This is a genomic window from Paenibacillus sp. WG02 (assembly GCF_055396115.1).
On sequence record NZ_AP036016.1, the window covers coordinates 2,948,720 to 2,972,617 of the forward strand.

Below are 23,898 nucleotides of genomic sequence, written 5' to 3' on the forward strand. Positions count from 1 at the left end.
GGTGTTCCAAGTGTTTCAAGACATGCCGATTCGCAAAAAAATTCAGTTCATCAATGTGATCGTCATTTTACCCAGTATCGTATTTTTAACCATAACGCTGTATCAAATGACTCTGCATCAAGCAGAAGAACGGGCTCTTCGCAGCTCTGAACAAAAGATTGGACACATTACCAATACCATCAACACCTTGTTTAATGATATCGAAAATTTCTCGAAGCTCTCGATAATCAATAAAACGTACCAGTCCGTATTGATGAATACGATTGAGGAGAACAGCGAACTGCAGAAGTTGGATGACATCCAATCGATGTATGCCAGTTTGAATGCGCTGGTCGAATCCAACCCTTATATTGACTCGATTGTCATTCAATCGACAGATGGAAGCAAAATTTACTACTCGGACAATATGTCGAATGTGACCCACTCATCGGTAAATGTCTATCCGAAAGAACAACTGATAACTGCGAAAGGTACGGCCGTATGGATAGAAACATTCGAGAGCTCGTTTCTTGTCAACGATCAGCATAAAAATTTACTATCCATAGGAAGGCGAATTATTAATATCAACAATGGGCTGCTGATGGGTTACATCTATATCAACATGGATGAGAGAAAGTTATCCAACCTTTATAGCAACGACGACTTACGAAGCAATATCATGATCGTCAATGCCGAGGGCAGGATCCTTTCGGCTAATGATCCTGAAATCGTTTATCGATCGACTCAGGACTTGTTTGGCCGGATGATTGTTGATGGGAATGGATCTACAATTTTCAACAATGGGAAGATGAACATACTCGTTTCATCTAAAGTGATGGATAAGAACGGGTGGAGAGCTGTCTATGCGGTACCTACCAAGGAATTAATGAAAGACCAGTGGAAAATAACTTTATTTATTTTAGGCTTTGGTCTGACAGGGTTACTTTTGGCGCTCATCCTATCCATTATTTTTTCCAAGTGGATTACCAATCCGATTATGCAGCTAAGTAGAGCTATGACAGCCGTTGGAGACGGTAAACTACATACGCGGACGATCGTCGCTTCTAACGATGAAGTCGGTCGTTTAGCTTATAAATTCAATGAAATGGTAAGCCGGATTCAAGACCTGATGAATACCATTAACTATGAGGAGAAGCAAAAGCGAAAGTTGGAGCTTCGACTTTCTTATTCGCAAATTAAACCCCATTTTCTATATAACACGTTAGAAATGATTCGTTCTATGGCTTTGATGAAACAAGCCCATGATATCAGCAAGGTCGTCAAATCGCTCGGCGATTTTTATCGGATGTCGCTGAATCGCGGTCAAGAGCTCATTCCAGTGTCTCAAGAGAGGAAGCATCTTGAAAGCTATCTCTATATCCAAACCATCCGGTACCAACGTATGCATTATCGGATTGAATTCGATAGCCGGATCGAGGGATGTTGGATCCCGAATATGCTGCTGCAGCCGCTTGTGGAAAATGCGGTCTACCACGGACTTAGAGACAAGCAGGAAGGTGCGCTCTGTGAGATCACTGGTGGGATTGAAGAGACGAATGGTGTGGAGGTCCTCTGTTTCACGGTGAAGGATAACGGGAACGGAATGAGCGAAGAGAAGCTCGAGCGAATTTGGCAGCATGAACCGACTCATCATGATTTATCCAGCTTTGGCATCAGCAACATACAGGAACGCATTAGACTTCGCTACGGAGAGCCATTCGGTATCACGATTTTCTCGGAACCTGGAGAAGGCGTAGAAGTGCAGCTGCGGATCCCTCTTGTCTTCGAAAAAACTGAGCATGAGGAGAGGATATAGCTGTCTATGAACCGTAAATTACGTGTATTGCTCGTTGATGATGAATATTATTTCCGTAAACTTCTGATCAATTTGATTGACTGGGAGGCTCTTGGCTACACCATCGAGCAAGAAGCAGAGAATGGCTCTCAAGCCTTAGAACTTGCGCGACAAGAGCAGTATGATTTGATCGTCGCGGATATTAATATGCCGGGAATGACGGGATTAGATTTTGTAGAAGCATTAAGATCTTCATATATAGATACGAAAGTTATATTTATAACAAGCTACGATATATTTGAGTTTGCCCAGGCTGCTATAACGTTGGGGGCGTCTTATTATTTGCTAAAGCCAGTCGATGAAGATGAACTTAGCCAATGTTTAACGGAAATTCGTCAAGAGCTTATGCAGGAGATGAAATCCTCTCTTGACGTTAAGAATCTAAAGGAACAAGTAGAACGAACGAAACCTTTGTTAAGAGACCATTTTGTGCGTCAGCTTCTCCTTTATGAGCCATCAGACAGTCCGGAAACACTGTATCGGCAAGCCGAGTATTATGACATTCCGCTGAATGCGCACGGTTATGTCGCCTCTGTTGTCGAAATTGACGAACTAGGCGTCCGTTATAGCAAAGAACAAGAGCGCCAGCTGTGGCGGTTTGCGGTCAAAAACATTTTACAGGATACCTTCGAGTCTTCAAATGCTTATTGTGCGGTTATCGACGGCGAGGACAACAAGATCGCCATGCTAGTCGGGCACAACAAGGATCAAGATAAGGCGCTAATTGAACTTTGCGAGCAAGCCCGCAGCTTTATCGACCAAAGAATGCATCTTGGTGTTACGATCGCTTTAGGGCAAACGTATGAAAGTTTAAGCCAAGTACACCTCTCGTATTCGGAGGCGGAGTATGTTTTAAAGGTTAAATTTGCAAAAGGCGGTAACCGGGTTATCTCTTACACACATGATCAAGAAGGTCCGCAAGATGCCGTCTTTTCTCTGCCTATAGATCGAACGGAATGGATAACGGCAATTCGCAATAAGAATCGGGAAGCGCTTGCCGCGAAAATCAACGAGCTCTGTTCGAGACTCGCTAGCATTCAGGTGAGCAAAGAAATTGCATTATTCGTATTGATGGAGTGTGTTTCACTCGGCAGCGCTGTCATTCTGGAACGTGGGGGGACGCTGCCCAGTGGATGGATGACGGACCGTCATCCGTTGTTTAGGCAAATGCATAGCCTTGAAACCATTTCGGGGTTGCAGATGTGGCTTCAGCTCTTTTTTAATCAAATTGTCTTTCCAGAATTGGATAACTATTTGGCACGGTTCAGAGGTTCCGAAATCGTTAGTAAAGCAATAGAATATATTGAAAAGCACTTTGCCGAGGAGTCCTTGACCTTACAGGAAACAGCTCGCAATATCTGTGCCAACCCAAGCTATCTAAGCCATATTTTCAAGAAAGAAACGGGAAAATCGTTTACGGAATATTTATCCGATTTGAGGCTGGACCGAGCGATGGAGATGCTGAGAGAAGTGCCGCCCGAAGGGTTAGTTTCTCTTAAAATTGTTGACGTCTCGCAAAGTGTCGGCTATTCGGATCCGTACTATTTTAGCAAGTGCTTCAAAAAGAAATTCCATATCGTTCCAAGCAAAGTGATCCAAACATGATTGACGAGGCCCTTAGACTTCCAGGAGAGAACTGTGACCCGAAAGATGTACACTTTGAAAAAAGTGACCTCTCTCGGGTCCTTTTACGTTAATAATCAATGAATCCACATTCTCTAACGAATGATGTTGTAGAAACTCGATTTTAGAGTCATTCAGCGCTCACGAGGGTAGATGGGCTATAGTGGTTACCAGTGTTGCATTTTTTGCAACATCATTCTACCGCAAATAGGGGCTTCAGAGTATTCACAAAATATTTACGGATGTGCCCAAAAATATTCCATTCAGTCTCCATCAACACGTGAATATAATTAAAACGATAAGAAATACGTGGGTGAGGGGATGTACATACTTATGAGTGATTTCAAGCTGGATGGGAAGGTTGCACTCATTACTGGCGGTTGCCAGGGACTTGGGCTGGAGTTTTCACGTGCGTTAGCGAATGCGGGAGCAAGTGTAGTGGTGACAAGCCGGGAGGAGCGCAAAGCGCACGCGGCAGCGGAGGAAATCCGCAAAGAAACAGGCAAAGATACATTAGGGCTCGCTGCCGATGTGACGGATTTTAGTCAGATTCAGGCTGTGGTTGAAAAAGTTGTGGATACATACGGGCGCTTGGATATCTTGATTAATAATGCCGGAGTCAATGTGCGCAAACCGATTCTTGACTATGACGAGGAAAGCTGGGATCTTGTTCAGACGACGAATTTGAAAGCGCCTTTTTTGTGCGCCAAAGCGGTCGTTCCGCAAATGATCAAACAAAAATTCGGGAGAATTATTAATATCGCCTCCATGCTGGGTACGGTGGCACTTCCTGAACGGTCCGCTTATTGCTCAAGTAAAGGCGGATTGATCCAACTGACGAAGGTCATGGCGCTGGAGTGGGCTGAGCATAACATCACCGCTAACGCCGTTTGCCCAGGGCCTTTCGCTACTGACATTAACCAAACTGTCATCAACAATCCGGTAGCGAATCAATTTTTCCTGGATCACCTGCCGATCAAGCGTTGGGGGAAGCCTGAGGAGCTTACAGGGCTTATGGTGTATCTCGCCTCCGATCTGTCCAGCTTCATGACGGGTTCGGCGATCGTGATTGATGGCGGTTGGACATCTGAATAAGGGATATATAGGAGGCATATGCATATGAGATTCGGACTCACGGCTTACGGAACTGTCTATGCGATGGGCATTCACCCAGCAGCTAACCGGAAACGGATTACGGCGAAGGAACTTCTGCAGATGGCCGAGTCTTATGGACTCGAAGGCAGTGAAATCCCGTTCGATATTCTAAAAAGCAGCGATGCCGACGAAGCGGCTGACTATGCACGAGACAAAGGGCTGTTCATTAACGTTGCCGCCGGAGGGTTTGATCCTGTTCAACTAAAGGAAGCGCTGCAGTTGGCGGACCGGGTAGGCGCCCTCACCGTGAGGACGGTTGTAGGCGGGGCGAAGTTCGGCGGGGACCGCAGGCATATGGCTGGCTCATGGCAGCCTTTCTTGCAATCTATCCTTCGTTCCTGCCAAGAAGTGATGGAATCCGCTAACCCTGATGGCGCTAATTTAGCGGTAGAGAACCACCAGGACCTGGCATCTGAAGAATTGCTCTGGTTATGCGAAAGCATCGGCTCCGAGAAATTTGGCATCACGCTCGATACCGGAAATCCGCTGGCCACGGCCGAAGTGCCTGTTGAATTCTTTCAGCGGGTAGCCCCTTATGTGAAAAATGTCCATCTCAAAGAGTACGCCATTTATTCGTCCGAAGAAGGCTACCGGTTAGTACGGAAGCCGCTTGGACAAGGTGTGATTAACTTTCCCGAATTGCTGCGAATCTTTAAAGAAGTCAATCCGCAGATTACGATGTCGGTCGAACATGGTGCGTTGGAAGCGAGGCATGTCCGTGTGCTTCAGGAAGATTTTTGGACAGAATACCCGGAACGTTCGGCACGTCAGCTTACTCGTTTGCTGCGATTTGTCGAGGATCATGCAAGAAACAAAGGGGATTGGCAAACCCCATTCGAAAAGGGCGCGTCGGCTGATGTCATCGCCGCTTACGAGTTGGAAGAAATGAATATCGGCATGGCTTACTTATCGAACCTAATCAAGCGATATGCGTAACTAATGAATCCCATGAGGTGATCAGGATGACGATGTTCGATCTGACAGGTAAAAATGCTCTTGTAACCGGTTCCAGCAGAGGTCTTGGGAAACAGTATGCCGTTGATTTGGCACGTGCGGGCGCTAATCTCATTATTCATGATGTGAATGAAGAAGCGGCAGCCCGCTTTAATGAAGCCCCATCCGGCAGTGCAGTAGCGCAAGAAATCGCTTCAAAGTATGGCGTTAAGGCATATTTCCTTGCAGCGGAGTTGTCTGATGCGGAGCAAGTCAAGGCGCTCATCGAGCAATCGATTGCAACGCTCGGTTCGATTGATATTTTGGTGAACAACGCCGGCGGGGACATCGGTTTACATACACCGCGTCCGGATCCAAACGATGCGTTGGATATTTCGGTGGAGGACATCCGTAGCGTCGTAGATCGCAATTTGCTATCCACGATGTATGCGTGTAAATATGCCGGCCTCCATATGCGTGAGCGCCGTGCCGGTAAAATCGTGAACGTTGGCTCGATTGCCGGGCATCTTCCCGTTTGCGAGGGGATCATATATGCAGCGGCTAAAATGGGCATCTCGCAATATACGCGTAGTTTAGCTGAGCAGCTGAGGCCTTTTGATGTGAACGTCAATTGTATTTCCCCTGCGCCGACCTACACGGCTCGTTTCCTGGCGACGCGTTCAGTAACAGAGCAAGATGACCGTTCACGCTTGCAGAAAGTAGCGCAGCCTGAGGATATGTCGGGTATCGTCATGTTCTTGTGCGGACCGCAATCCGATGCGTTAACGGGCGAGACGATTGTTTGTTGGAAATGAAATAACAGGACGAGCGAGGGGAAGTAAGCGATGAGCGATGCTTTGACTTATATTATGGGGCAGGAAGATCACGAAAGCTACCGATTGCAAACCCACGCGGCGGGTCCTCAGGGCTCGCTCCCTCTGACGAGCGATATGCTGCTTAACTGGCCGAGCGGCGATTTGTTCGGCTTGAGCCAGAACGTGGGCATGGGGTGGAAGCCGGATCGGTTAAATGGGAAACAAGTGCTCATCCTCAGCACACAAGGCGGTTTGCGTGCAGAGGACGGTACGCCAATTGCCCTCGGGTATCATACCGGCCACTGGGAAGTCGGTCTCCTCACGAAAGAGGCGGCGCTCGAGATCAGCGAGCTGGGCGGGGTTCCGTTCGCAGGCTATGTAAGCGATCCTTGCGACGGCCGTTCGCAAGGCACGACGGGGATGTTCGATTCGCTGCCGTATCGCAACGATGCGGCTATCGTGTATCGAAGGCTCGTACGATCCTTGCCGACGCGCAGCGGCGTTATCGGCATCGCGACTTGCGACAAAGGGCTTCCTGCAACGATGATCGCACTCGCCGGCATTCATGATTTGCCGGGCATTATTGTCCCCGGCGGCGTGACATTGCCTCCGACGAACGGTGAAGATGCGGCTAAGATCCAAACGATTGGCGCCCGCTATTCGCAAGGGCAAATTTCCCTGCAGGAAGCGGCGGATATGGGCTGCCGCACATGTGCAACCCCTGGCGGCGGCTGCCAGTTCCTTGGAACGGCGGCGACCGCGCAGGTCGTTGCGGAAGCGCTGGGCATGTCATTGCCGCATTCCGCGCTCGCTCCGTCCGGACAGGCGCTGTGGCGCAATATCGCCAGACAATCGGCGAGAGCCATCTATTGGATGCAAGCGAAAGGCATCCACATGAGCCATATTTTGACCGATGCCGCGATTCAAAATGCGATGGTCGTTCACGCTGCGTTCGGCGGCTCAACCAACTTGCTGCTTCACATCCCAGCCGTTGCGCATGCGGCGAAATGCCGCGTCCCGGACGTGGCCGACTGGAACCGGATTAACAAAAGCGTGCCTCGCCTCGTAAGCGTGCTGCCGAACGGTCCGGAATATCATCCGACGGTTCGCGTATTTATGGCCGGGGCGTGCCGGAAGTGATGCTCCATTTGCGGAAACTGGGGCTGCTTGATGAATCCGTGAAAACGGTGGCAGGCGAAAACCTCGGTGTCCTCTTGGATTGGTGGGAATCTTCGGAGCGCCGTCATCAGATTCGCCAGCATTTGAAGGACACGGACGGCATTGATGCCGATGATATTATTATGAGTCCTGCCAAAGCCAAGAGCCGGGGACTCACGTCCACAGTGACATTTCCAATCGGAAATATTGCACCGGAGGGCTCTGTCATTAAATCGACCGCTATTGACCCTGAAGTTGTTGGAGAAGATGGCGTCTACCGCCACACCGGACGTGCGAAAGTATTTACGACCGAAAAATCGGCCGTTAAAGCGATTAAAGACGGCCATATCGTCGAAGGCGACATCATGGTGCTAATGGGCAGAGGCCCATCCGGTACGGGTATGGAAGAGACGTACCAGCTTACCTCCGCATTAAAGCATTTGCCCTTCGGCAAATATGTGACTTTGCTCACGGATGCCCGGTTTTCCGGCGTATCGACGGGGGCGTGTATCGGCCATATTGGCCCTGAAGCACTAGCTGGCGGACCGATCGGAAAGCTGCGCAACGGGGATTTGCTTGAAGTTACCATCGATCTTTCACGCTTGGAAGGAACCGTTAATTTTATCGGGCAAGGCGAAGATCAATTTAGTCCTGAAGAGGGAGCTGCTATACTCGGCTCACGACCTTCCCATCCTGAGCTCATGCCGGATCACAAGCTGCCGGATGATACTCGGCTGTGGGCAGCGCTGCAGGCTGCAAGCGGGGGGACATGGCGAGGAAGTGTCTATGATGTCGATCGCATTATTGAAGTGCTGAACGCTGGACATACGTATTTGGATATACTCAAGCGGGAACAGCGGGACAGCTGATGCGATTAGGATTTTCTCTTTAAAAATAAAATAGGCCTCATAGCAAAAATATTTGCCATGGGGCCGAATCATTTTAAATATCCAACCTTTTTACCACCTCGATATGCCTCTATAACGTGATTAATGGCTTGTTGGAATAGTTGGTCGTTCCCGCTTTCGACCTATAATCCAGTGGATTTGACCATTTATTCATGAATCGATTTCCAGAACACTCGAGGGTCTAATGTATCTCCCTATTTCAACCTACAGTTAACTTAAAGTAACTTAGTTTAAATGTTTTCACTCCTTCTCATGTCAGAAATGTTTATCTATAATTGAAAATGTTAGATGATCGAAGGTAAATGACAAAAACCCATTCGCAGCTGAAATTTCAGTTATTGGCTCCAGCACTTCATGACGATGAGAGGGAGAGTTTGTATGAACATTGATTTGAGAGGCCAAACAGCGCTTATTACCGGTGCTTCGGGACAACTTGGCCGTGTCATGGCCCGAACGCTAGCCCTATGTGGAGCGGATATTGTCATTCACTACATTCAGAATGAGTCGAAGGCGGCCGAGTTACAGGCTGAGATCGAGAGTATAGGGCGCCGTGCTGTTATTGTTCAAGCCGATGTGACCAAAGCGGAAGAGGTTGCCGCGATGAAGGAACGCGCGCTGGGACTTACGGGGGCTGTAGATATAGTCGTTGCAAATGCCGTTGTTCAGTACAATTGGACATCGGTACTCGATCAGCCAATAGAAGACTACATCAGCCAGTTTGAATCGTGCGTTTTACAAAGTGTACTGCTCGCAAAGGCATTCATACCGGACATGGTGAAACGCAAAAAGGGCAGGATTATCGGTATTAATACGGAATGCTCCATGCAAAACTTCCCTTCTCAATCCGCCTATGTGAGCGGCAAACGAGGGATGGACGGGGTGTATCGGGTACTGGCAAAGGAAGTCGGCGAACATCAGGTGACTGTTAACCAAGTGGCGCCAGGTTGGACGATCAGCGATAAGGATCGGGAAAACCTTACGGAACGCCAAGAGTCGTATGAGAGCAATGTACCGATGAAACGTCGCGGCACCGATCAGGAAATCGCCAATGTGGTAGCATTTCTGGCATCTAATTTGGCGAGTTTTATTACAGGAGCATTTATTCCCGTAAATGGCGGCAACGTCATGCCTACGATATGAAACTAAGGATATTTGGTGCTGTGGAATAACATAGAAATGAATGGGAGCGAGATAGCGATGAAAAAGAGAGTAATCGTGACAGGCGGTAGTGGAAAAGCCGGTAAGTGGATTGTGAAAGAGTTGGTTGAGCAAGGGTATGAGGTATTGAATTTGGATTGGAAACTGCCGGAACAACCCTTGTGCAAGACACAGATTGTCGATTTGAATGATTTGGGTCAGGTTCACAATGCCTTATCGCAATACAGTGTAAGGGATAGACAACCCGTGGAAGCGGTGATTCATTTCGCTGCGATACCGGAAGCGTTTATTTATCCGAATGACGTCACATTTCGGAATAATGTCATGAATACGTATAACATCTTGGAGGCTGCAGCAAATCTAGGAATCCGCAAAGTGGTGCTCGCATCTAGCGAATCATCCTATGGTATTGTGTTTGCAAACCAATTTTTCGCGCCGAATTTCCTTCCTGTTGATGAAAGCCATCCTCAGTTGTCGGAAGACAGCTACGGATTATCCAAGATGGTTAATGAAATGACAGGGGAAGCGTTCCATCGTAGGACGGGTATGCAAGTAATTTCCTTCCGTCTGGGAAATATTTTGGAACCGAAGGATTATCCGCGAGTTAATCTGACCTTCGCTAATCCGGAAGAGCGTCTTCGCATACTTTGGAGCTATATTGATGTCAGGGATATGGCAGTTGCCTGTAGATTGGCTGTGGAGAAAGATGGGCTTGGCGCACAATCACTTATTTTGGCAGCAGACGACACTTCATCCGATCTTTCTAGTGAAGAGCTGATCCATAGATTTATGCCTGAGCTTGCTGAATACGCCCAACATTTGCCTGGACGAGCTAGCTTTCTATCAAATGAGAAGATTAAAGAAGTTCTCGGCTGGAAACAGCAGCATTACTTCATGGAACAATAAAATTCTCCGGTGCAAAAAGGAATAGGCTGCCGCCAAAGTCGAAACTAGACTTTGTGCGCAGCCTATTTCTTTTAAATTGGACGTACAAGTTTAAGAAAAATTTTATTTTTAACCCTATTTCTTTTTTAAGAGTCTTCCTTATCCTAGAGTGAATGAATGGTTAGGAGGAAAACTAAGGATGAAGAAGTGGGTTTTAGTGATCGTTATCATTATATTGCTTGGCTATGGAGTTACTCAGCATAAATTGAAAGTCGTTAACGAGAAACCAACGGAAGAAGCCAATCAAGCTCAAAAGGTGACTTCTCAAATGAAAGAGCTTAAAGTAACAAAAGATCAGATTTATAAAGGCGATTTGTTGTTAGTAAATAAGGAACATCCAGTCCCCCCAGGTGGCGAAGAGACCGAAGCGGTTAATCTGTTGGAGCATAAGGAGTTGTTGAATGGATTCATTGTGCTGGATAAAACGATTCAGTTGTCGCCGGACTTGGTGCAAAAATTTTCAAAAATGATTGGAGCCGCAGAAAAAGATGGGGTTAGCCGATTTTTAATCAGCAGCGGTTATAGGGACAATAAAGAACAAAATAAGCTTTATCAACAAATGGGTGCTAAATATGCGTTGCCAGCAGGCTACAGCGAGCATAATTTAGGTTTATCGCTTGATATTGGATCTACACAAGCGGAAATGAGTCAAGCACCTGAAGGAAAGTGGCTGAAAAAAAACGCATGGCGTTTCGGGTTTATTTTGCGTTATCCAGGTAACAAAACTGCAATCACAGGTATCCAGTCTGAGCCTTGGCATTTTCGCTATGTTGGTCTACCGCACAGCGCAATTATGCAGGAAAAGAATTTTGTCCTTGAAGAATATTTGGATTACTTGAAAGAAAAGAAGACCATTTCGACTATTGTAGATCATCAAACCTACGAAATCTCTTACTATCCTGTCTCCAAAAACACAACTATCCCTGTGCCCGCGAATGGTCGCTATCAGATATCAGGCAACAACTTAGATGGTGTCATTGTGACTGTGATTTCGTGATCAAGGCTCGCTCATTCTAAAATCCATCTCATCCTTTTAATCTGTAAAGTCTTTGAGGACGGCCAATCGTACCATATTGGAGATGCTCCTCAACGATATGTTCTTCGACCAGGTAGGTCATATAATTGCGAACGGTGGAACGGCTAACGCCAGTCTGTTGAGCTATCTGATCTACGTTTTGCAACTCTTTGCATCCTAGTAAATATTGTCGAATACGTTCCAGGGTCCGCATGTCAATTCCTTTGTGAAATGGATTCACAGTTGGATCAGGAGCCCGAAGTTTCTTCAGATTATTCAGCGACTCTTGGTTCCATTGATCAGAAGAAGAGAGTCGCGTTTTAAACTGTGCATATTTGATCAACGCATTCTGGAGGTGATCCAGATCAAACGGTTTAAACAAATAGTCAAATACGCCTAAACGAAAGCCTTCTTCGACGATTTCACGTTCCTTGGCAGCTGTAATGAGAATGATGTCGCAAGGCAGGTTGCGGCTGCGGATCGTTCACACCAGATCAATTCCCGAATGATCGGGTAAATACACGTCAAGAAGAAGTAAATCCGGATTCAATTCTTGAATCAAGGAAAGAGCTTGTTCATAGTTGTATGCAGTACCCACTAACTCATACCCATGTTGTGATGAAATGAATTTACCGTGCATGTTGGCGATCATAAAATCGTCATCTACGACGAGAACACGATTGGATTTATTCATTAGATGCTCCCCCTAGTTTAGGTAAAGTGGTTTTCAATATTGTACCGGAAGGGCTGCTAACGACTGATAATTCGCCTCCGGCTTTAGCGACTAAACGAGTAAGTAAGGCAAGACCGAATCCTCGTCCGCTTCCTTTGGTTGAAATGCCATCCTTAAAGATATCCTCCCCTAGTTTAGGATCAATTCCAGGTCCCGTATCTTGTACAGTAATGGTTAGATGCTCTACGTCATCTGCGAAGCACACAATAATTTCATTAAAAGTTGTATTTGTATGGTTTTCTGCTATAGCTTCTAATGAGTTTTCTATCGCATTTCCGAGAAGTGTAATGACAATATCTCGATAGGGACAAGGGTCCGGAAGCACTGAATTGGAGTCAACTCTCAGCTGAATACCCAATTCCTTAGCGCGGTGCATTTTGCCGATCAGCACCCCGATAACAGCAGGATCTTGAATTCTGGATAAGAAAAAGTTTAATAAATTTTGCTGCTCTACATTAATTTTCTCAATGATGTCATTGACCATGTCATATTCTTTCATTTTGATCAAGCCTGAAATCAGATGGAGTTGGTTCATAAACTCGTGCCTTTGGCTTCGCAAAGAATCAACGTATTGCCCAATATCAGCTAGACGTTGATCAATCTGATCGAGATGCAGCTTATCACGAAAAGTAGCCACAGCGCCAATAATTTTTCCTTTGGCAAGTACAGGAACTCGATTCGTGATGACGAGTGTATTGCCGATAAGCATCGGCTCATCTCTATGCACAGTTCCGCCTTCAAGTATTTCCGATAGACGAGATGAGGGCAGAACTGAACTTATATCTCGGCCATTCAAGTTTGTCTTTTCCATATCTAATATTTTCTTGGCTTCAAGGTTGCATGTTGTAATTTGGCCTTCGCTATTAATGGCTATGATTCCTTCTCGAATTGAATTCAAAATAGCAGCTTGTTCTTGCGTTATAAAAGCGATTTCATGAGGTTCCATATTAAAAATTTGCTTTTTGATATGCCCGGAAAGCAAGTAGGCGCCGATGAGGCCAAATAGCAAAGCGACAACGCCGGTGATGGCGATTTTCAATAATATGCTATAGATTTCTTTCCACGTATTTTGTACCAGAAAACCTACGGATACAAGTCCAATCTGATGATGATTTTCATCAAATATCGGCGTTTTAGCACGAATGGTAAGACCGAGACTACCTCCTGATGTCGATTGAATTTCTTCTCCGTGCAGCACTTTTTGGTCGATCGCGGCGTCTTCTCCGTCCAAGGGTGCTCCTATTTTCCCGGGATTTGGATGGCTATATCGGATTAAATCCTTGTTGGCGATAACGATAAATTCCGCCTTAGTTTTATTTCGCATATCTTCAGCAAAGGGCTGAATAATGGACGACGGATTTGACTCATGAAATGCTTGGATGACCTCGGGCAATCCTGCTATGGTTCGCGCTAGAAATAGGGCCTGATTTCCTGTTTCCTGAAACTTCCTGTTTATTGTTATATAAGAAAGCGCGGATAAAACTAATAAAAGAACAAACAAAATATTCATTAATACAAGTATGTTGATCTTGGATCTGATTGTCATTTTTGCTTTCTTTTTCATCGCTCTTACCTCAATTCTAGCCGTTGGTTTTATTGTGAAAACTGTTTTTATTGTAGTTATTGAACTTTTCGGAGAAATGTATACGCTTTCATTTCTGTTCGATATACTCAGTATTGTAAACGTTATCAAATAATTTGCAAGTCAGGAGGGCATCCAGAATGAACAAGGAAATTGAAGCTGTTCGATATGAAGCGAAAGTGACTGAAACGCCAATGATTGAATTGCAAGGGGTTACAAAAGAATTTCTGAAACCGTCCGGTGAAGTCCACACGGTCCTTCAAGATATCAATCTAACCGTAAGAAAAGGAGAATTTGTTTCGATTGTCGGACCCACTGGATGCGGAAAATCAACAACATTAAGTCTCATAGCCGGCTTTGAATCACCGACCAAAGGTCGCATAAAGATTCAAAATGAAACACTGGAAGGTATTAATAAAATTGCAGCCTGTGTATTTCAAACAGAAAACGCCTTTCCTTGGAAAACGGTCATCGACAATGTGTCTCTAGGTTTACGATTAAGGGGAACGAATAAACAGGAAGCCTATGAAGAAGCAAGAAGATGGATTGAAATTGTAGGGCTTAAAGGATTTGAAGGGCATTACCCCCATCAGCTTTCAGGTGGGATGAGGAAGCGGGTTGCTTTGGCCCAAACCTTGATCGTTCAACCTCAGATACTGCTAATGGACGAATCCTTCTCTGCGCTTGATGTTCATACGCGGCATCTCATGGAGAACGAGCTTCTCAAGATCTGGGAGGAAACGTCCGCATCGGTCTTTTTCATCACGCATGACTTGGAAGAAGCCATTGCCCTTAGTGACCGAGTTGTAGTGCTTAGTGCTGGACCAGCTGCTACTGTGAAAGGTGACTATAAGATTGATCTACCGCGACCTCGGAACGTTGCTGAAGTTCGTTTTGATCCAGCTTTCATGAGATTGCATGAACAAATTTGGAATGATTTAAGAGATGAGGTGATGATCAGCTATGCACACACAATCAGTAATAAGTAAAAATACCAAGGAAGAAATTAGCTCGAGGAAACGTGAACTTCGCAAAAAAGCATTGAAGATCAGAACACGCAACCTCGCCTTGCAAATTCTGGTAGCTATCGTTATTTTCGGTTTGTGGGAATTTCTTGCCGATCAGCAAATTATTGATAAATTCTTTTTCTCTAGTCCTTCAGCCGTTTTCATGCATATCGTCGAATGGTTTACGGAAGGCACAAGTCAAGGTCCCTTGTATATTCATTTCATCGTGACATTTGAGGAGACAATTCTTTCTTTCATTATCGGTGTAAGTTTAGGCGTTCTAGGTGGATATGTGTTGGGAAGGAATGAACTGCTTTCTGCTGTTCTCGGTCCTTATATCCAAATGTTGAATGCGCTTCCGCGCGTTGTATTAGCACCCATTTTTATTTTATGGCTTGGCCTAGGCATGCCCTCGAAAGTCGCATTAGGAGTTACGCTCACCTTTTTCGTCGTATTCTTCAATGCTTTCCAAGGGGTTCGAGAAGTTGATAAAAATCTGGTGAATAATGCGCGACTGCTCGGCGCTAATAAGCGACAGCTTGCCAGGCATGTTATCATTCCATCGGCATTAACTTGGATTCTTTCCAGCTTACATTCGAGTTTCGGCTTTGCGCTTGTAGGTGCTGTCGTCGGTGAGTTTATCGGAGCTACCAAGGGATTAGGCTTTTTGATCTCTCAGGCACAGGGAGCCTTTGACACTGCAGGCGTATTCGCTGGAATGGTTCTCCTTTCGATTACGGCATTAGGCGCAAACTGGGCTGTTAGCAAATTGGAAAAAAGGTTTATTGCATGGCGCTACGTTCGCCAGTAATAATAAAAACTATTTCGAAAAGGGGTAAGAAACATGGGAAAAAACCAAAAAATAATAGTAGGTATGTCCAGTATTGCTTTGCTAGCTATGCTCACCACAGGCTGCGGTTCATCACAACAAACTGCTGCACCGAGCAAGGATGTCAAACCGGCAGAGACTGCTCAGGCTTCTAAGGCACCATTGCCTAAAGTAACCATCATGGTAGGTGGATTAGAGAAAGTTATCTATTTGCCCTATAAATTGACAGAGAATCTCGGATATTTCAAGGATGAAGGTCTAACTGTGGAATTGATTAATGAAGCAGCGGGGCAATCTGCAGAAGAATCATTGATCGCAGGTGAAATCCAGGGCGTAGGCGGATTCTACGACCATACGATCGATATGCAGTCCAAAGGCAAGGCGCTTGAATCTGTCGTGCAAATGGCCGCGATCCCGGGAGAAAGGCTTATGGTATCCAATAAATTAAAAGATCAGATCAAGGGATTGCCTGACTTGAAAGGCCACACGATCGGAGTAACCGGTCTTGGCTCTTCGACCAATTTCCTAGCCAACTATTTGGTCACGAAGGGCGGCAATACAAGTAAGGATTACACGCCGATACCAGTTGGAGCTGGGCAAACGTTGATTGCAGCGATGCAGCAAGGGAAAATTGATTTGGCTGTCACTACTGAACCTACCGTATCCTTATTGGTTTCCAAAAATATTGCTTCCGTCCTTGTCGATATGAACACAGTGGAAGGAACGAAGCAAGCTTTGGGTGGAAACTATCCATCAACGTCCCTATATATGATGAGCTCTTATGTTAAAGACCATCCGGATGTTGTGCAGCATTTGGCGAATGCCTTTGTTAAGACGTTGAAATGGATCAACACACATTCGCCTGAGGAGATTACGGATAAACTGCCGAAGGAATATTATGCAGGTGATAAAGATATGTATCTGACAGCGCTGAAAAGCACTTTGCCCATGTTCTCAGCGGACGGCAAAATGCCTGCCGACGCTCCACAAAAAGTGCTGGAAGTATTGAGTGCGATTAATCCTAAATTAAAAGATGCAGGTATCAAATTAGATCAAACATACACGACTCAATTTGTTGATAAAGCTCTGCAGGCAAAATAAAGTAAGCCATAAGCCCCCTGCTTAATTGCGGGGGCTTATTCAGTATGATAGGAAGAGGAGAACGAAATTTTCGCGTGCGATTTACCGATTCTCTTTCTTGAATACACTTGGGTTAACGCCGTACCATTTACGGAATTGATTCGTGAAATGGTTGTAGTTTTGGAAGCCTACATCATAGCAGACCTCAGAAGCGCTGCGATCCGTATGCTGCAGGAGGAGAACGGCTTGTTGAATCCTCATTTGATTCAAGGTATCGATAATGGAAAGGCCTGTGCTTTCTTTAAAAAGATGGGACAGACGTGATGGGGAGAGGCCAACTGCAACCGCTAGCTCGTCAATCCGAATAGGCTGGCGCATTTGCTTGGAGAGTAAATATTGCACCTCCTCGATGCGAGCATCGATTTTTCTGCTGGATTTCTGAGCAATGATCAATAAAAGTTCTCGGACGGAGGAACTGCAGAGCTCAAACCAATATTCACCTCGTTCGCGTGAATCCTCCAGGATGCGAGTGAAAGCTCGATAAATGCGATCGCGCAGGGAGTCGCTTTCAATAGATAATTGCAAAAGTTGTTGAGTGGGAAGCAGATTTGTTTCTATGAAGCTATCGGGGAAATGCACCCAGACAAATTGCCAGGTAGTACCTTTGCTTGTCCCATAGTGCTGCGGAGTTCCAGGACGCAGCAAGTTGAAGTCACCGGCATGACATTTTCGGACATCGCCTTGCATGTTAAAATAACCTTCTCCATCTAGGGTGAAAGTAAGCAGCCAATCGGTTTTGCCTTGAGGACGCTTCGTTATATAGGTATCATTTTCCAGAAAGTGCCCAGCAAATAAGGAATACTCATCGAAGTCCAAGATCATTGTCTCCTCGCGTTAAACGTAGCGTGCATTTACTGTTGTAGTTTTTTTCTGTATTTCATCGGTGTTATGCCTACAAGCTTTTTGAAAGCCTGGCAGAAATAAGGGAAATTGTTCATCCCGACCTCAATGCTGATCTGCTCAATCCCTTTGTTGCCAGTTGTTAATAACAGACAGGCTTGTCTGATTCGTCTAGCGAGAATATAATCCATCAGCGTAGCGCCGGTTTCTTGTTTGAAGATACGGGAAACATAGTATTTGGATATATGCAAATGATCGGCAAGTGTATCGAGTGAGATTTCTTCTGAATAATGGACTTCTATCCAATTCATGATTTTCTCTGAATAACGAAGCTGTCTTTGCGGATTTAATCCATGATCCATCGGATTTCCAAATCCTTTGGCATAGAGAAATTGAAAAGTCTGCAGCAGGAGTAAAGCGAAATTTTGCTGTTTGACATCGCTCTTGTACTTGGAAAACCCAGCATTGTAATGCTGAAATAACTGGCTGATAAAGCTATTGTCATCAATTTGGTAAAGTACCTGCTCCTCGAGTTCATTTTTCCATAAATGCTGAAAATAAATATTCAAGTGAGGGAATGAAGCGAAATGGTGTTCAAATATAGATGGCTCCAAGGAGATTATCGTTCGTTCAAAAGGGGCATCTGGATGCACTTCAACTTGAATGTGATGCAGTTGATAAGGCTGCAAGTAAAGGAAGGTTCCAGATTGAATCGGGTAGACTTTGCTATTAACAACAATCTGTCCAGTGCCTTGGTATACATATAAAAATTCCATACCCTGATGGCAATGGTAGAATCCTTTATAATTCTCACTCGTTATCCTGCGATAGCTGAAGCGATAGGGAATTTCATGTAATTCTACATCTTCAAAGAATTTCATATCATTATTCCTCCTGAAGAACTGTTAAGCATAGTGTAACACGGCCTTTTTAAACATAACAAGAAAACAACAATTCCATGCGAATCATAAGTAAAAAGGATGGCACATAAAACCCTAAATTCCCAAGCTTCCGAATTCGCTTGATGGTATCTTGATTGCCATTTTTAAAAATATGCTATTTATATAATATGATAAATCGTGTATGATAAATGATATGTATATAGCAGAACAAATTTTGCTCAACATTTGATCAATACGCGCATTCGATTGAGAAGTTTTTTCTATAAAGAGTGGAGGCAATGATGATGAATCTAGCTGGGAAGTCGGCGATTGTGACCGGAGGTAGCTCGGGAATTGGCGAAGCAATTGTACGTTTATTTGCTGCTAATGGCGCAAAAGTGGTGATTGCAGATTGGAATGAGCAAGAGGCTGTTCGTTTGGCGGATGAATTGACGTCTTCTGGGCAACACGTAGTATCGGTGAAATCGGACGTTTCTAGAGCTGCGGATGTCCAATCGCTTATCCAAGAAACCGTACAACGATTTGGACAACTGGATATACTCGTCAATAATGCAGCCGTTATTTTGCCAAAGTTCATAGAGGAAGTGGAGGAAGAGGAGTGGGATCGTCTCCTCAATATTAATTTGAAAAGTGTGTACCTAACGGTCAAGCATTCTCTCCCCTATTTGAAGAAGTCGCGTGGTACGATCGTCAACATGGCCTCCCTCAACGGTCTGATTGGACAAAAGATGAATCCGGTTTATGCGGCAACGAAAGGCGGAATCGTCGCTATGACGAAGGCATTAGCATTGGATTATGCGCCTGATGGCGTCAGAGTGAATTGTATATGTCCAGCGGGCGTCTCTACACCACTGCTGCAGCATTGGATTCAAGAGCAGGATGATCCGGCTGCTACGGTTCAGATTTTGAAAGATATGCATCCAATTGGCCGGCAACGTCGGAAGAAATTGCACAGGCTGCGTTGTTTCTTGCAAGCGCTCAATCTGATTTCGTTACAGGTGTTGCTCTTCCCGTCGATGGCGGAGCTTCACTTGGCTACTAATAGATTTTACTTATAAAAAATAGGGAGATGGATCAAATGAAAATTACCAAAGTGGAAAGTTTTGTTCTGCACGTGCCGATTACACCGCCAATTACAGATGCTATCAATATTGCTACACACTGGGGATTAGCTGGAGTTCGCATCTTTACTGACGAGGGCTTTGTTGGATACGGTTACACTGGAACATGTGCGCATGGTGACGATATGATCGTCGATACCATCGATAAATATTATGCGCCGCTGCTAGTTGGCAAAGATCCGTTTATGGTAAGAGAGCTGTGGAATGATATGCGTTTTGGCAAAATGCATTGGATTGGCAGATCCGGCGTAACGCATATGGCGCTTGCAGCTGTAGATATTGCGATTTGGGATATTATGGCAAAATCCTCGAATAAACCGCTGTGGCAGTACCTTGGGGGAGCTAAATCGCAACCGATCAAGGCTTACAATACGAATGGCGGCTGGCTCAACTGGTCGAAGGACCGTTTGCTTAAGGACGTAACGGAGATTGTAGAATCAGGCTTTACAGGTGTCAAAATCAAAGTCGGCAAGCCGGATCCGCGTGAGGATTATGATCGTTGTAAGGCGGTAAGGAAGGCGATCGGAGACGATGTGATCTTCATGATTGACGTCAATCAACAATGGAATATTAATACCGCTATGACTTGGGGCAAAAAACTGGAAGAATTCGATTTGTTCTGGCTGGAGGAGCCGCTGAATCCGGATGACATTATGGGTCACAAGAAGCTTGCAGACGAATTAAATGTTCCGATTGCTTTAGGCGAGCATGTGTACAACAAATACGCCTTCAGAGACTATATTCATCAAGGCGCCGTCGAATATTGCCAAGTTGACGTAACCCGTGTTGGCGGTATTACGGAATGGCTGCAAGTGGCAGGCTTAGCCGCTTCCTATGATGTTCCGATTTGTCCGCACGTAGGTGATATGGGACAGATTCACCAACACCTTGTCGCATCTACACAAAATGCAATCATGCTTGAGTACATTCCATGGATTCGTCATATTTTTGAAGAGCCGGCAACGGTGAAGGACGGGCATTATGTATTGCCTCAAATGCCAGGTGCTTCGACGACGATTCTGCCTAAATATTTTGCTGAATACCGCATTAGATAAGGTTGCTGAATTACGATATATTTGCGAGTCTCCTCGGCGATTACCTCCCAAAGGTATATGTCCAAGTAAGCACTATATACCGAACATATATTTATACCGTAGTGAAAAATCAATGAGCAACTTTCGCAATCTAATCCAACAACACGAAGTAATCGAGAAGAAAAAGACGGCCCGATCGTGAAATAGATGCGAATACGGGCCGTTTTTTTCGTTGTTCAGAAATAGATCATCGATTTGATTAGCGGAATGATTGGCAATCCTCGTCCGCCTCTTTTGACTTAAAGTGCGCTCTAAGATTTATAATATTTTGAAAGAGATCTTCTTGGCAAATAAAATAAACACCTCACCATAAAGATGAGGTGTTTAAAACGAGGTAAAGAATGAGTTATGCCGCAGATGGCAATATCAATATACGGTCAAATTGATGGTTTCGCACTAGGTCGAAACCCATTTCGAAACCCATTTCGAAACCCATTTCTTCCTAACCGCATGGGCGAATTTTGTCCGCAACTTTTCGACAAGTAATCCATCCATTCTTGTTTGCCTCACAATGTCATACGTCCAATCAAGCATTCTGTACCGAGCATATATTTATACCGTAAGTGAAAAATCACTTGAAGGGAATGAGTACACATGGGAGCAGTTGGTTATGGAGCAGGTTGTGGTGTAGGTTATGGAATGGGTAGCACCGTAGCAATTGTCTTGGTTCTTTTTATTCTTTTGGTTATCATCACAACAGCTTTTGTCATTTAAATTCTCTTCATCCAACACAAAAAATCTAGTAAACAAAAACGGCCCAATCGCGAACAGCGATCACTGGCCGTTTTTCTCGTTGTATAGGAAATTATGGTTAATCTAACTCCATTGGAATAAATGCGTTCGTTGCGTTCACGGGTTCCCGATGCCCAGGCATGTGTCCATAATGGTGGCCATGAGCATGTGAATGAGCAATGAGGATGCTTGCCTAATCTAAATGGTCGGATATATTTCCCTCGGTATTTACCTCCCAATGACGTACGTCCAAGCAAGCACTATGTACCGTGCGTATAATTATAACGTAGTAAAAAATCACTGGAAGGGAATGAATTACATGAGCGGAGTAGGTTATGGTCTTAGCCACACAGTAGCAATTGTTTTGGTTCTTTTTATTCTTTTGGTAATTATCACAACAGCTTTTGTTATTTAAATTTCCTTCATCCAACACAAAAATCTAGTAAAACAAAAACGGCCCAATCGCGAACAGCGAATACGGGCCGTCTTTCTCGTTATTCTTTTCAAATGATGTTAATCTAACTCCGTTGGAATAAATGTGTTCGTTGCGTTCACGGGTTCCCGATGCCCAGGCATGTGTCCATACTGGTGGCCATGAGCATGGTAATATCCATGCATATACCCTTGATGATACCCTTCCTGATAGCCATGGTGGTACATTGGATGATGATGCATAGGGTGATGGCCCCCATGCATGTGGTGTTGTTGATGATAAGGATTTACATATGCCATTTAATAATCTCCTCCTAAATCTCAGTTAACAATAACAACGTATGTGTGAATGAGCAATAAGGATGCTTGCCTAATCTAAATGACCGGATAAATGGGCATAAGCTGAGAAAGAAGCCGAGCTCCGCCTTACATTTCAAAGAGGATGGATAAATGTTCCGAGACCTATGCGCTTTCCCTCGGCATTTACCTCCCATTGACGTACGTCCAAGCAAGCACTATGTACCTTGCGTATATTTATAACGTAGTTAAAAATCAATCGGAAGGGAATGAATTATATGAGCGGAGTAGGTCATGGTCTTAGCCACACAGTAGCAATTGTTTTGGTTCTTTTTATTCTTTTGGTAATTATCACAACAGCTTTTGTCATTTAAATTTCCTTCATCCAACACAAAAAATCTAGTAAAACAAAAACGGCCCAATCGCGAACAGAGATCACGGGCCGTCTTTCTCGTTGTTCTTTTCAAATGATGTTAATCTAACTCCGTTGGAATAAACGCGTTAGTTGCGTTCAAGGGTTCACGATGCCCAGGCATTTGTCCGTAATGATGGCCATGTGCATGGTAGTATCCGTGCATATACCCGTGATGATACCCTTCCTGATATCCATGGTGGTACATTGGATGATGATGCATAGGGTGATGGCCCCCATGATGGTGTGTATACATTTGGTGTTGTTGATAAGGATTTACGTATGCCATTTAATAATCTCCTCCTAAATCTCAGTTAACAATAACAACGTATGTGTGAAGGAGCAATGAGGATGCTTGCCTAATCTAAATGGGCTAATAAATGGGCACAAGCTGAAGAAGAAGCCGCGCATCGCCTTACGGATCAAAGAGGATGGAAAAATATCGAGACTTATGAGATTTTCCTCGGTATTTGCCACCCAATGACAAACGTCCAAGCAAGCAATATGTACCTTGCGTATATTTATAACGTAGTTAAAAATCAATCGGAAGGGAATGAATTATATGAGCGGAGTAGGTTATGGATGGAGCCACAACGTAGCAATTATTTTGGTTCTTTTTATTCTTTTGGTAATCATCACAACAGCTTTTGTTATTTAAATTCTCTTCATCCAACACACAGAATTTCGAGAATATCAAAAACGGCCCTATCACGAAATAGATGCGAATACGGGCCGTTTTTTCTCATGTTTTTTTACAATCCAACGGATGTCCTTTGATACATGCTTACATAAAATTCTATTTAACATTGACAAAGTATATCAAGAAAGCTATGATATCTCTTGTTGATTTATGAAAGTAACAGGAGGTGTTTTGAATATGGCTGTTCCTCAAAGGAGAACGTCCAAAACACGTCGCGATAAGCGCCGTACTCACTTTAAACTGGCTGTGCCAGGAATGGTGAAGTGTGAACAATGTGCAGAATTAAAAATGGCACATCATGTTTGCAAAAACTGCGGTTCATATAAGGGTAGAGAGATTGTAAAAGCTCAATAATATGAATTGCATCTTAAATGACACTCTAATTTCTAAAAATTAGAGTGTCATTTTTGTATTAGTACATAATATAAAGAAGACTGCATTCACCGTAGGAGGAAATGGTGGTTGTAGTCTTTTTGAGCTTGCTCCTAGATAGAGAATACATTTATGACTTGACTATAGGTGTTTGTTATACT

Annotated in this window: 23 protein-coding genes and 1 pseudogene; 17 read left to right on the top strand and 7 right to left on the bottom strand. The window is 44.6% G+C overall.

The features are described from left to right. Nucleotide 1: 1 nt before the first annotated feature. From ACBP55_RS13110 to ACBP55_RS13150, 9 genes and pseudogenes are all read left to right on the top strand, one after another. Nucleotides 2–1,795 carry a sensor histidine kinase gene (locus tag ACBP55_RS13110; protein ID WP_464652107.1) on the top strand — a complete coding sequence of 598 codons (1,794 nt, stop codon included), beginning with the start codon at nucleotides 2–4 and terminating at the stop codon, nucleotides 1,793–1,795. A 6-nt stretch (nucleotides 1,796–1,801) separates the two neighbouring features. Continuing rightward, nucleotides 1,802–3,439, top strand: coding sequence for a response regulator (locus ACBP55_RS13115; protein ID WP_464652109.1), 1,638 nt, complete (start codon nucleotides 1,802–1,804; stop codon nucleotides 3,437–3,439). Nucleotides 3,440–3,790: 351 nt separating this feature from the next. After that, nucleotides 3,791–4,552, top strand: a complete 762-nt coding sequence (locus ACBP55_RS13120; protein WP_464652111.1) for an SDR family NAD(P)-dependent oxidoreductase — start codon at nucleotides 3,791–3,793, stop codon at nucleotides 4,550–4,552. 24 nt (nucleotides 4,553–4,576) lie between these two features. Then, nucleotides 4,577–5,548, top strand: coding sequence for a sugar phosphate isomerase/epimerase family protein (locus ACBP55_RS13125; RefSeq protein WP_464652112.1), 972 nt, complete (start codon nucleotides 4,577–4,579; stop codon nucleotides 5,546–5,548). A 26-nt stretch (nucleotides 5,549–5,574) separates the two neighbouring features. After that, the gene (locus ACBP55_RS13130) at nucleotides 5,575–6,360 is read left to right on the top strand and encodes an SDR family NAD(P)-dependent oxidoreductase (protein WP_464652114.1); all 786 of its coding nucleotides are present in this window, start codon (nucleotides 5,575–5,577) and stop codon (nucleotides 6,358–6,360) included. Nucleotides 6,361–6,390: 30 nt separating this feature from the next. Further along, a pseudogene (locus ACBP55_RS13135) lies at nucleotides 6,391–8,387 on the top strand (YjhG/YagF family D-xylonate dehydratase). Nucleotides 8,388–8,804: 417 nt separating this feature from the next. Then, on the top strand, nucleotides 8,805–9,566 hold the full coding sequence (locus tag ACBP55_RS13140) for an SDR family NAD(P)-dependent oxidoreductase (RefSeq protein WP_464652116.1): 762 nt from the start codon (nucleotides 8,805–8,807) through the stop codon (nucleotides 9,564–9,566). A gap of 57 nt (nucleotides 9,567–9,623) precedes the next feature. Next, a complete protein-coding gene (locus ACBP55_RS13145) occupies nucleotides 9,624–10,490 on the top strand; it encodes an NAD-dependent epimerase/dehydratase family protein (RefSeq protein WP_464652118.1) in 867 nt (288 codons plus the stop codon). 178 nt (nucleotides 10,491–10,668) lie between these two features. Beyond that, on the top strand, nucleotides 10,669–11,526 hold the full coding sequence (locus tag ACBP55_RS13150; RefSeq protein WP_464652120.1) for a M15 family metallopeptidase: 858 nt from the start codon (nucleotides 10,669–10,671) through the stop codon (nucleotides 11,524–11,526). A gap of 28 nt (nucleotides 11,527–11,554) precedes the next feature. Here ACBP55_RS13150 and ACBP55_RS13155 read toward each other — a convergent pair whose 3' ends face one another. The 3 genes from ACBP55_RS13155 to ACBP55_RS13165 form a co-directional block, all read right to left on the bottom strand. Beyond that, a complete protein-coding gene (locus ACBP55_RS13155) occupies nucleotides 11,555–11,926 on the bottom strand; it encodes a helix-turn-helix domain-containing protein (RefSeq protein ID WP_464652122.1) in 372 nt (123 codons plus the stop codon). Nucleotides 11,927–12,028: 102 nt separating this feature from the next. Continuing rightward, nucleotides 12,029–12,238 (bottom strand): response regulator, encoded by a 210-nt coding sequence (locus ACBP55_RS13160; RefSeq protein WP_464652124.1) that lies wholly within the window; start codon nucleotides 12,236–12,238, stop codon nucleotides 12,029–12,031. After that, a complete protein-coding gene (locus ACBP55_RS13165; RefSeq protein WP_464652126.1) occupies nucleotides 12,231–13,841 on the bottom strand; it encodes an ATP-binding protein in 1,611 nt (536 codons plus the stop codon). The genes ACBP55_RS13160 and ACBP55_RS13165 overlap by 8 nt, the downstream gene beginning before the upstream one ends. Before the next feature lie 158 nt (nucleotides 13,842–13,999). On the opposite strand from ACBP55_RS13165, the gene ACBP55_RS13170 reads away from it, so the two are divergent. Genes ACBP55_RS13170 through ACBP55_RS13180 form a run of 3 tightly spaced genes read left to right on the top strand, consistent with a single transcriptional unit; the run spans nucleotide 14,000 to nucleotide 16,796 of the window. Then, entirely contained in the window at nucleotides 14,000–14,848 is an 849-nt protein-coding gene (locus ACBP55_RS13170) for an ABC transporter ATP-binding protein (protein ID WP_464652127.1), read from the top strand. Next, entirely contained in the window at nucleotides 14,823–15,677 is an 855-nt protein-coding gene (locus tag ACBP55_RS13175) for an ABC transporter permease (RefSeq protein ID WP_029193698.1), read from the top strand. Before ACBP55_RS13170 ends, ACBP55_RS13175 begins: the two co-directional genes overlap by 26 nt. Nucleotides 15,678–15,710: 33 nt before the next feature. Next, nucleotides 15,711–16,796, top strand: coding sequence for an ABC transporter substrate-binding protein (locus tag ACBP55_RS13180; protein ID WP_464652129.1), 1,086 nt, complete (start codon nucleotides 15,711–15,713; stop codon nucleotides 16,794–16,796). An 81-nt stretch (nucleotides 16,797–16,877) separates the two neighbouring features. Here ACBP55_RS13180 and ACBP55_RS13185 read toward each other — a convergent pair whose 3' ends face one another. Next, nucleotides 16,878–17,651 (bottom strand): helix-turn-helix domain-containing protein, encoded by a 774-nt coding sequence (locus ACBP55_RS13185; protein WP_464652131.1) that lies wholly within the window; start codon nucleotides 17,649–17,651, stop codon nucleotides 16,878–16,880. Between the two features lie 35 nt (nucleotides 17,652–17,686). Continuing rightward, entirely contained in the window at nucleotides 17,687–18,556 is an 870-nt protein-coding gene (locus ACBP55_RS13190) for an AraC family transcriptional regulator (protein WP_464652133.1), read from the bottom strand. A 299-nt stretch (nucleotides 18,557–18,855) separates the two neighbouring features. On the opposite strand from ACBP55_RS13190, the gene ACBP55_RS13195 reads away from it, so the two are divergent. From ACBP55_RS13195 to yjcZ, 3 genes are all read left to right on the top strand, one after another. After that, complete coding sequence (locus ACBP55_RS13195; protein WP_464652135.1) at nucleotides 18,856–19,635, top strand: SDR family NAD(P)-dependent oxidoreductase; 780 nt, start codon at nucleotides 18,856–18,858, stop codon at nucleotides 19,633–19,635. A gap of 20 nt (nucleotides 19,636–19,655) precedes the next feature. Continuing rightward, nucleotides 19,656–20,753, top strand: coding sequence for a mandelate racemase/muconate lactonizing enzyme family protein (locus ACBP55_RS13200; RefSeq protein WP_464652137.1), 1,098 nt, complete (start codon nucleotides 19,656–19,658; stop codon nucleotides 20,751–20,753). A gap of 633 nt (nucleotides 20,754–21,386) precedes the next feature. After that, on the top strand, nucleotides 21,387–21,506 hold the full coding sequence (gene yjcZ / locus ACBP55_RS13205; protein ID WP_464652139.1) for a sporulation protein YjcZ: 120 nt from the start codon (nucleotides 21,387–21,389) through the stop codon (nucleotides 21,504–21,506). Nucleotides 21,507–22,037: 531 nt separating this feature from the next. Here the strand turns inward: yjcZ and ACBP55_RS13210 are convergent. Beyond that, entirely contained in the window at nucleotides 22,038–22,256 is a 219-nt protein-coding gene (locus ACBP55_RS13210; RefSeq protein WP_464652140.1) for a hypothetical protein, read from the bottom strand. Nucleotides 22,257–22,531: 275 nt separating this feature from the next. On the opposite strand from ACBP55_RS13210, the gene ACBP55_RS13215 reads away from it, so the two are divergent. Further along, the gene (locus ACBP55_RS13215) at nucleotides 22,532–22,627 is read left to right on the top strand and encodes a sporulation protein YjcZ (protein ID WP_464652142.1); all 96 of its coding nucleotides are present in this window, start codon (nucleotides 22,532–22,534) and stop codon (nucleotides 22,625–22,627) included. A 99-nt stretch (nucleotides 22,628–22,726) separates the two neighbouring features. On the opposite strand, the gene ACBP55_RS13220 is transcribed toward ACBP55_RS13215, so the two are convergent. Further along, the gene (locus ACBP55_RS13220) at nucleotides 22,727–22,954 is read right to left on the bottom strand and encodes a hypothetical protein (RefSeq protein WP_464652144.1); all 228 of its coding nucleotides are present in this window, start codon (nucleotides 22,952–22,954) and stop codon (nucleotides 22,727–22,729) included. Nucleotides 22,955–23,542: 588 nt separating this feature from the next. On the opposite strand from ACBP55_RS13220, the gene rpmF reads away from it, so the two are divergent. Then, nucleotides 23,543–23,719 carry a 50S ribosomal protein L32 gene (gene rpmF, locus ACBP55_RS13225; protein WP_029193705.1) on the top strand — a complete coding sequence of 59 codons (177 nt, stop codon included), beginning with the start codon at nucleotides 23,543–23,545 and terminating at the stop codon, nucleotides 23,717–23,719. Nucleotides 23,720–23,898 lie beyond the last annotated feature (179 nt).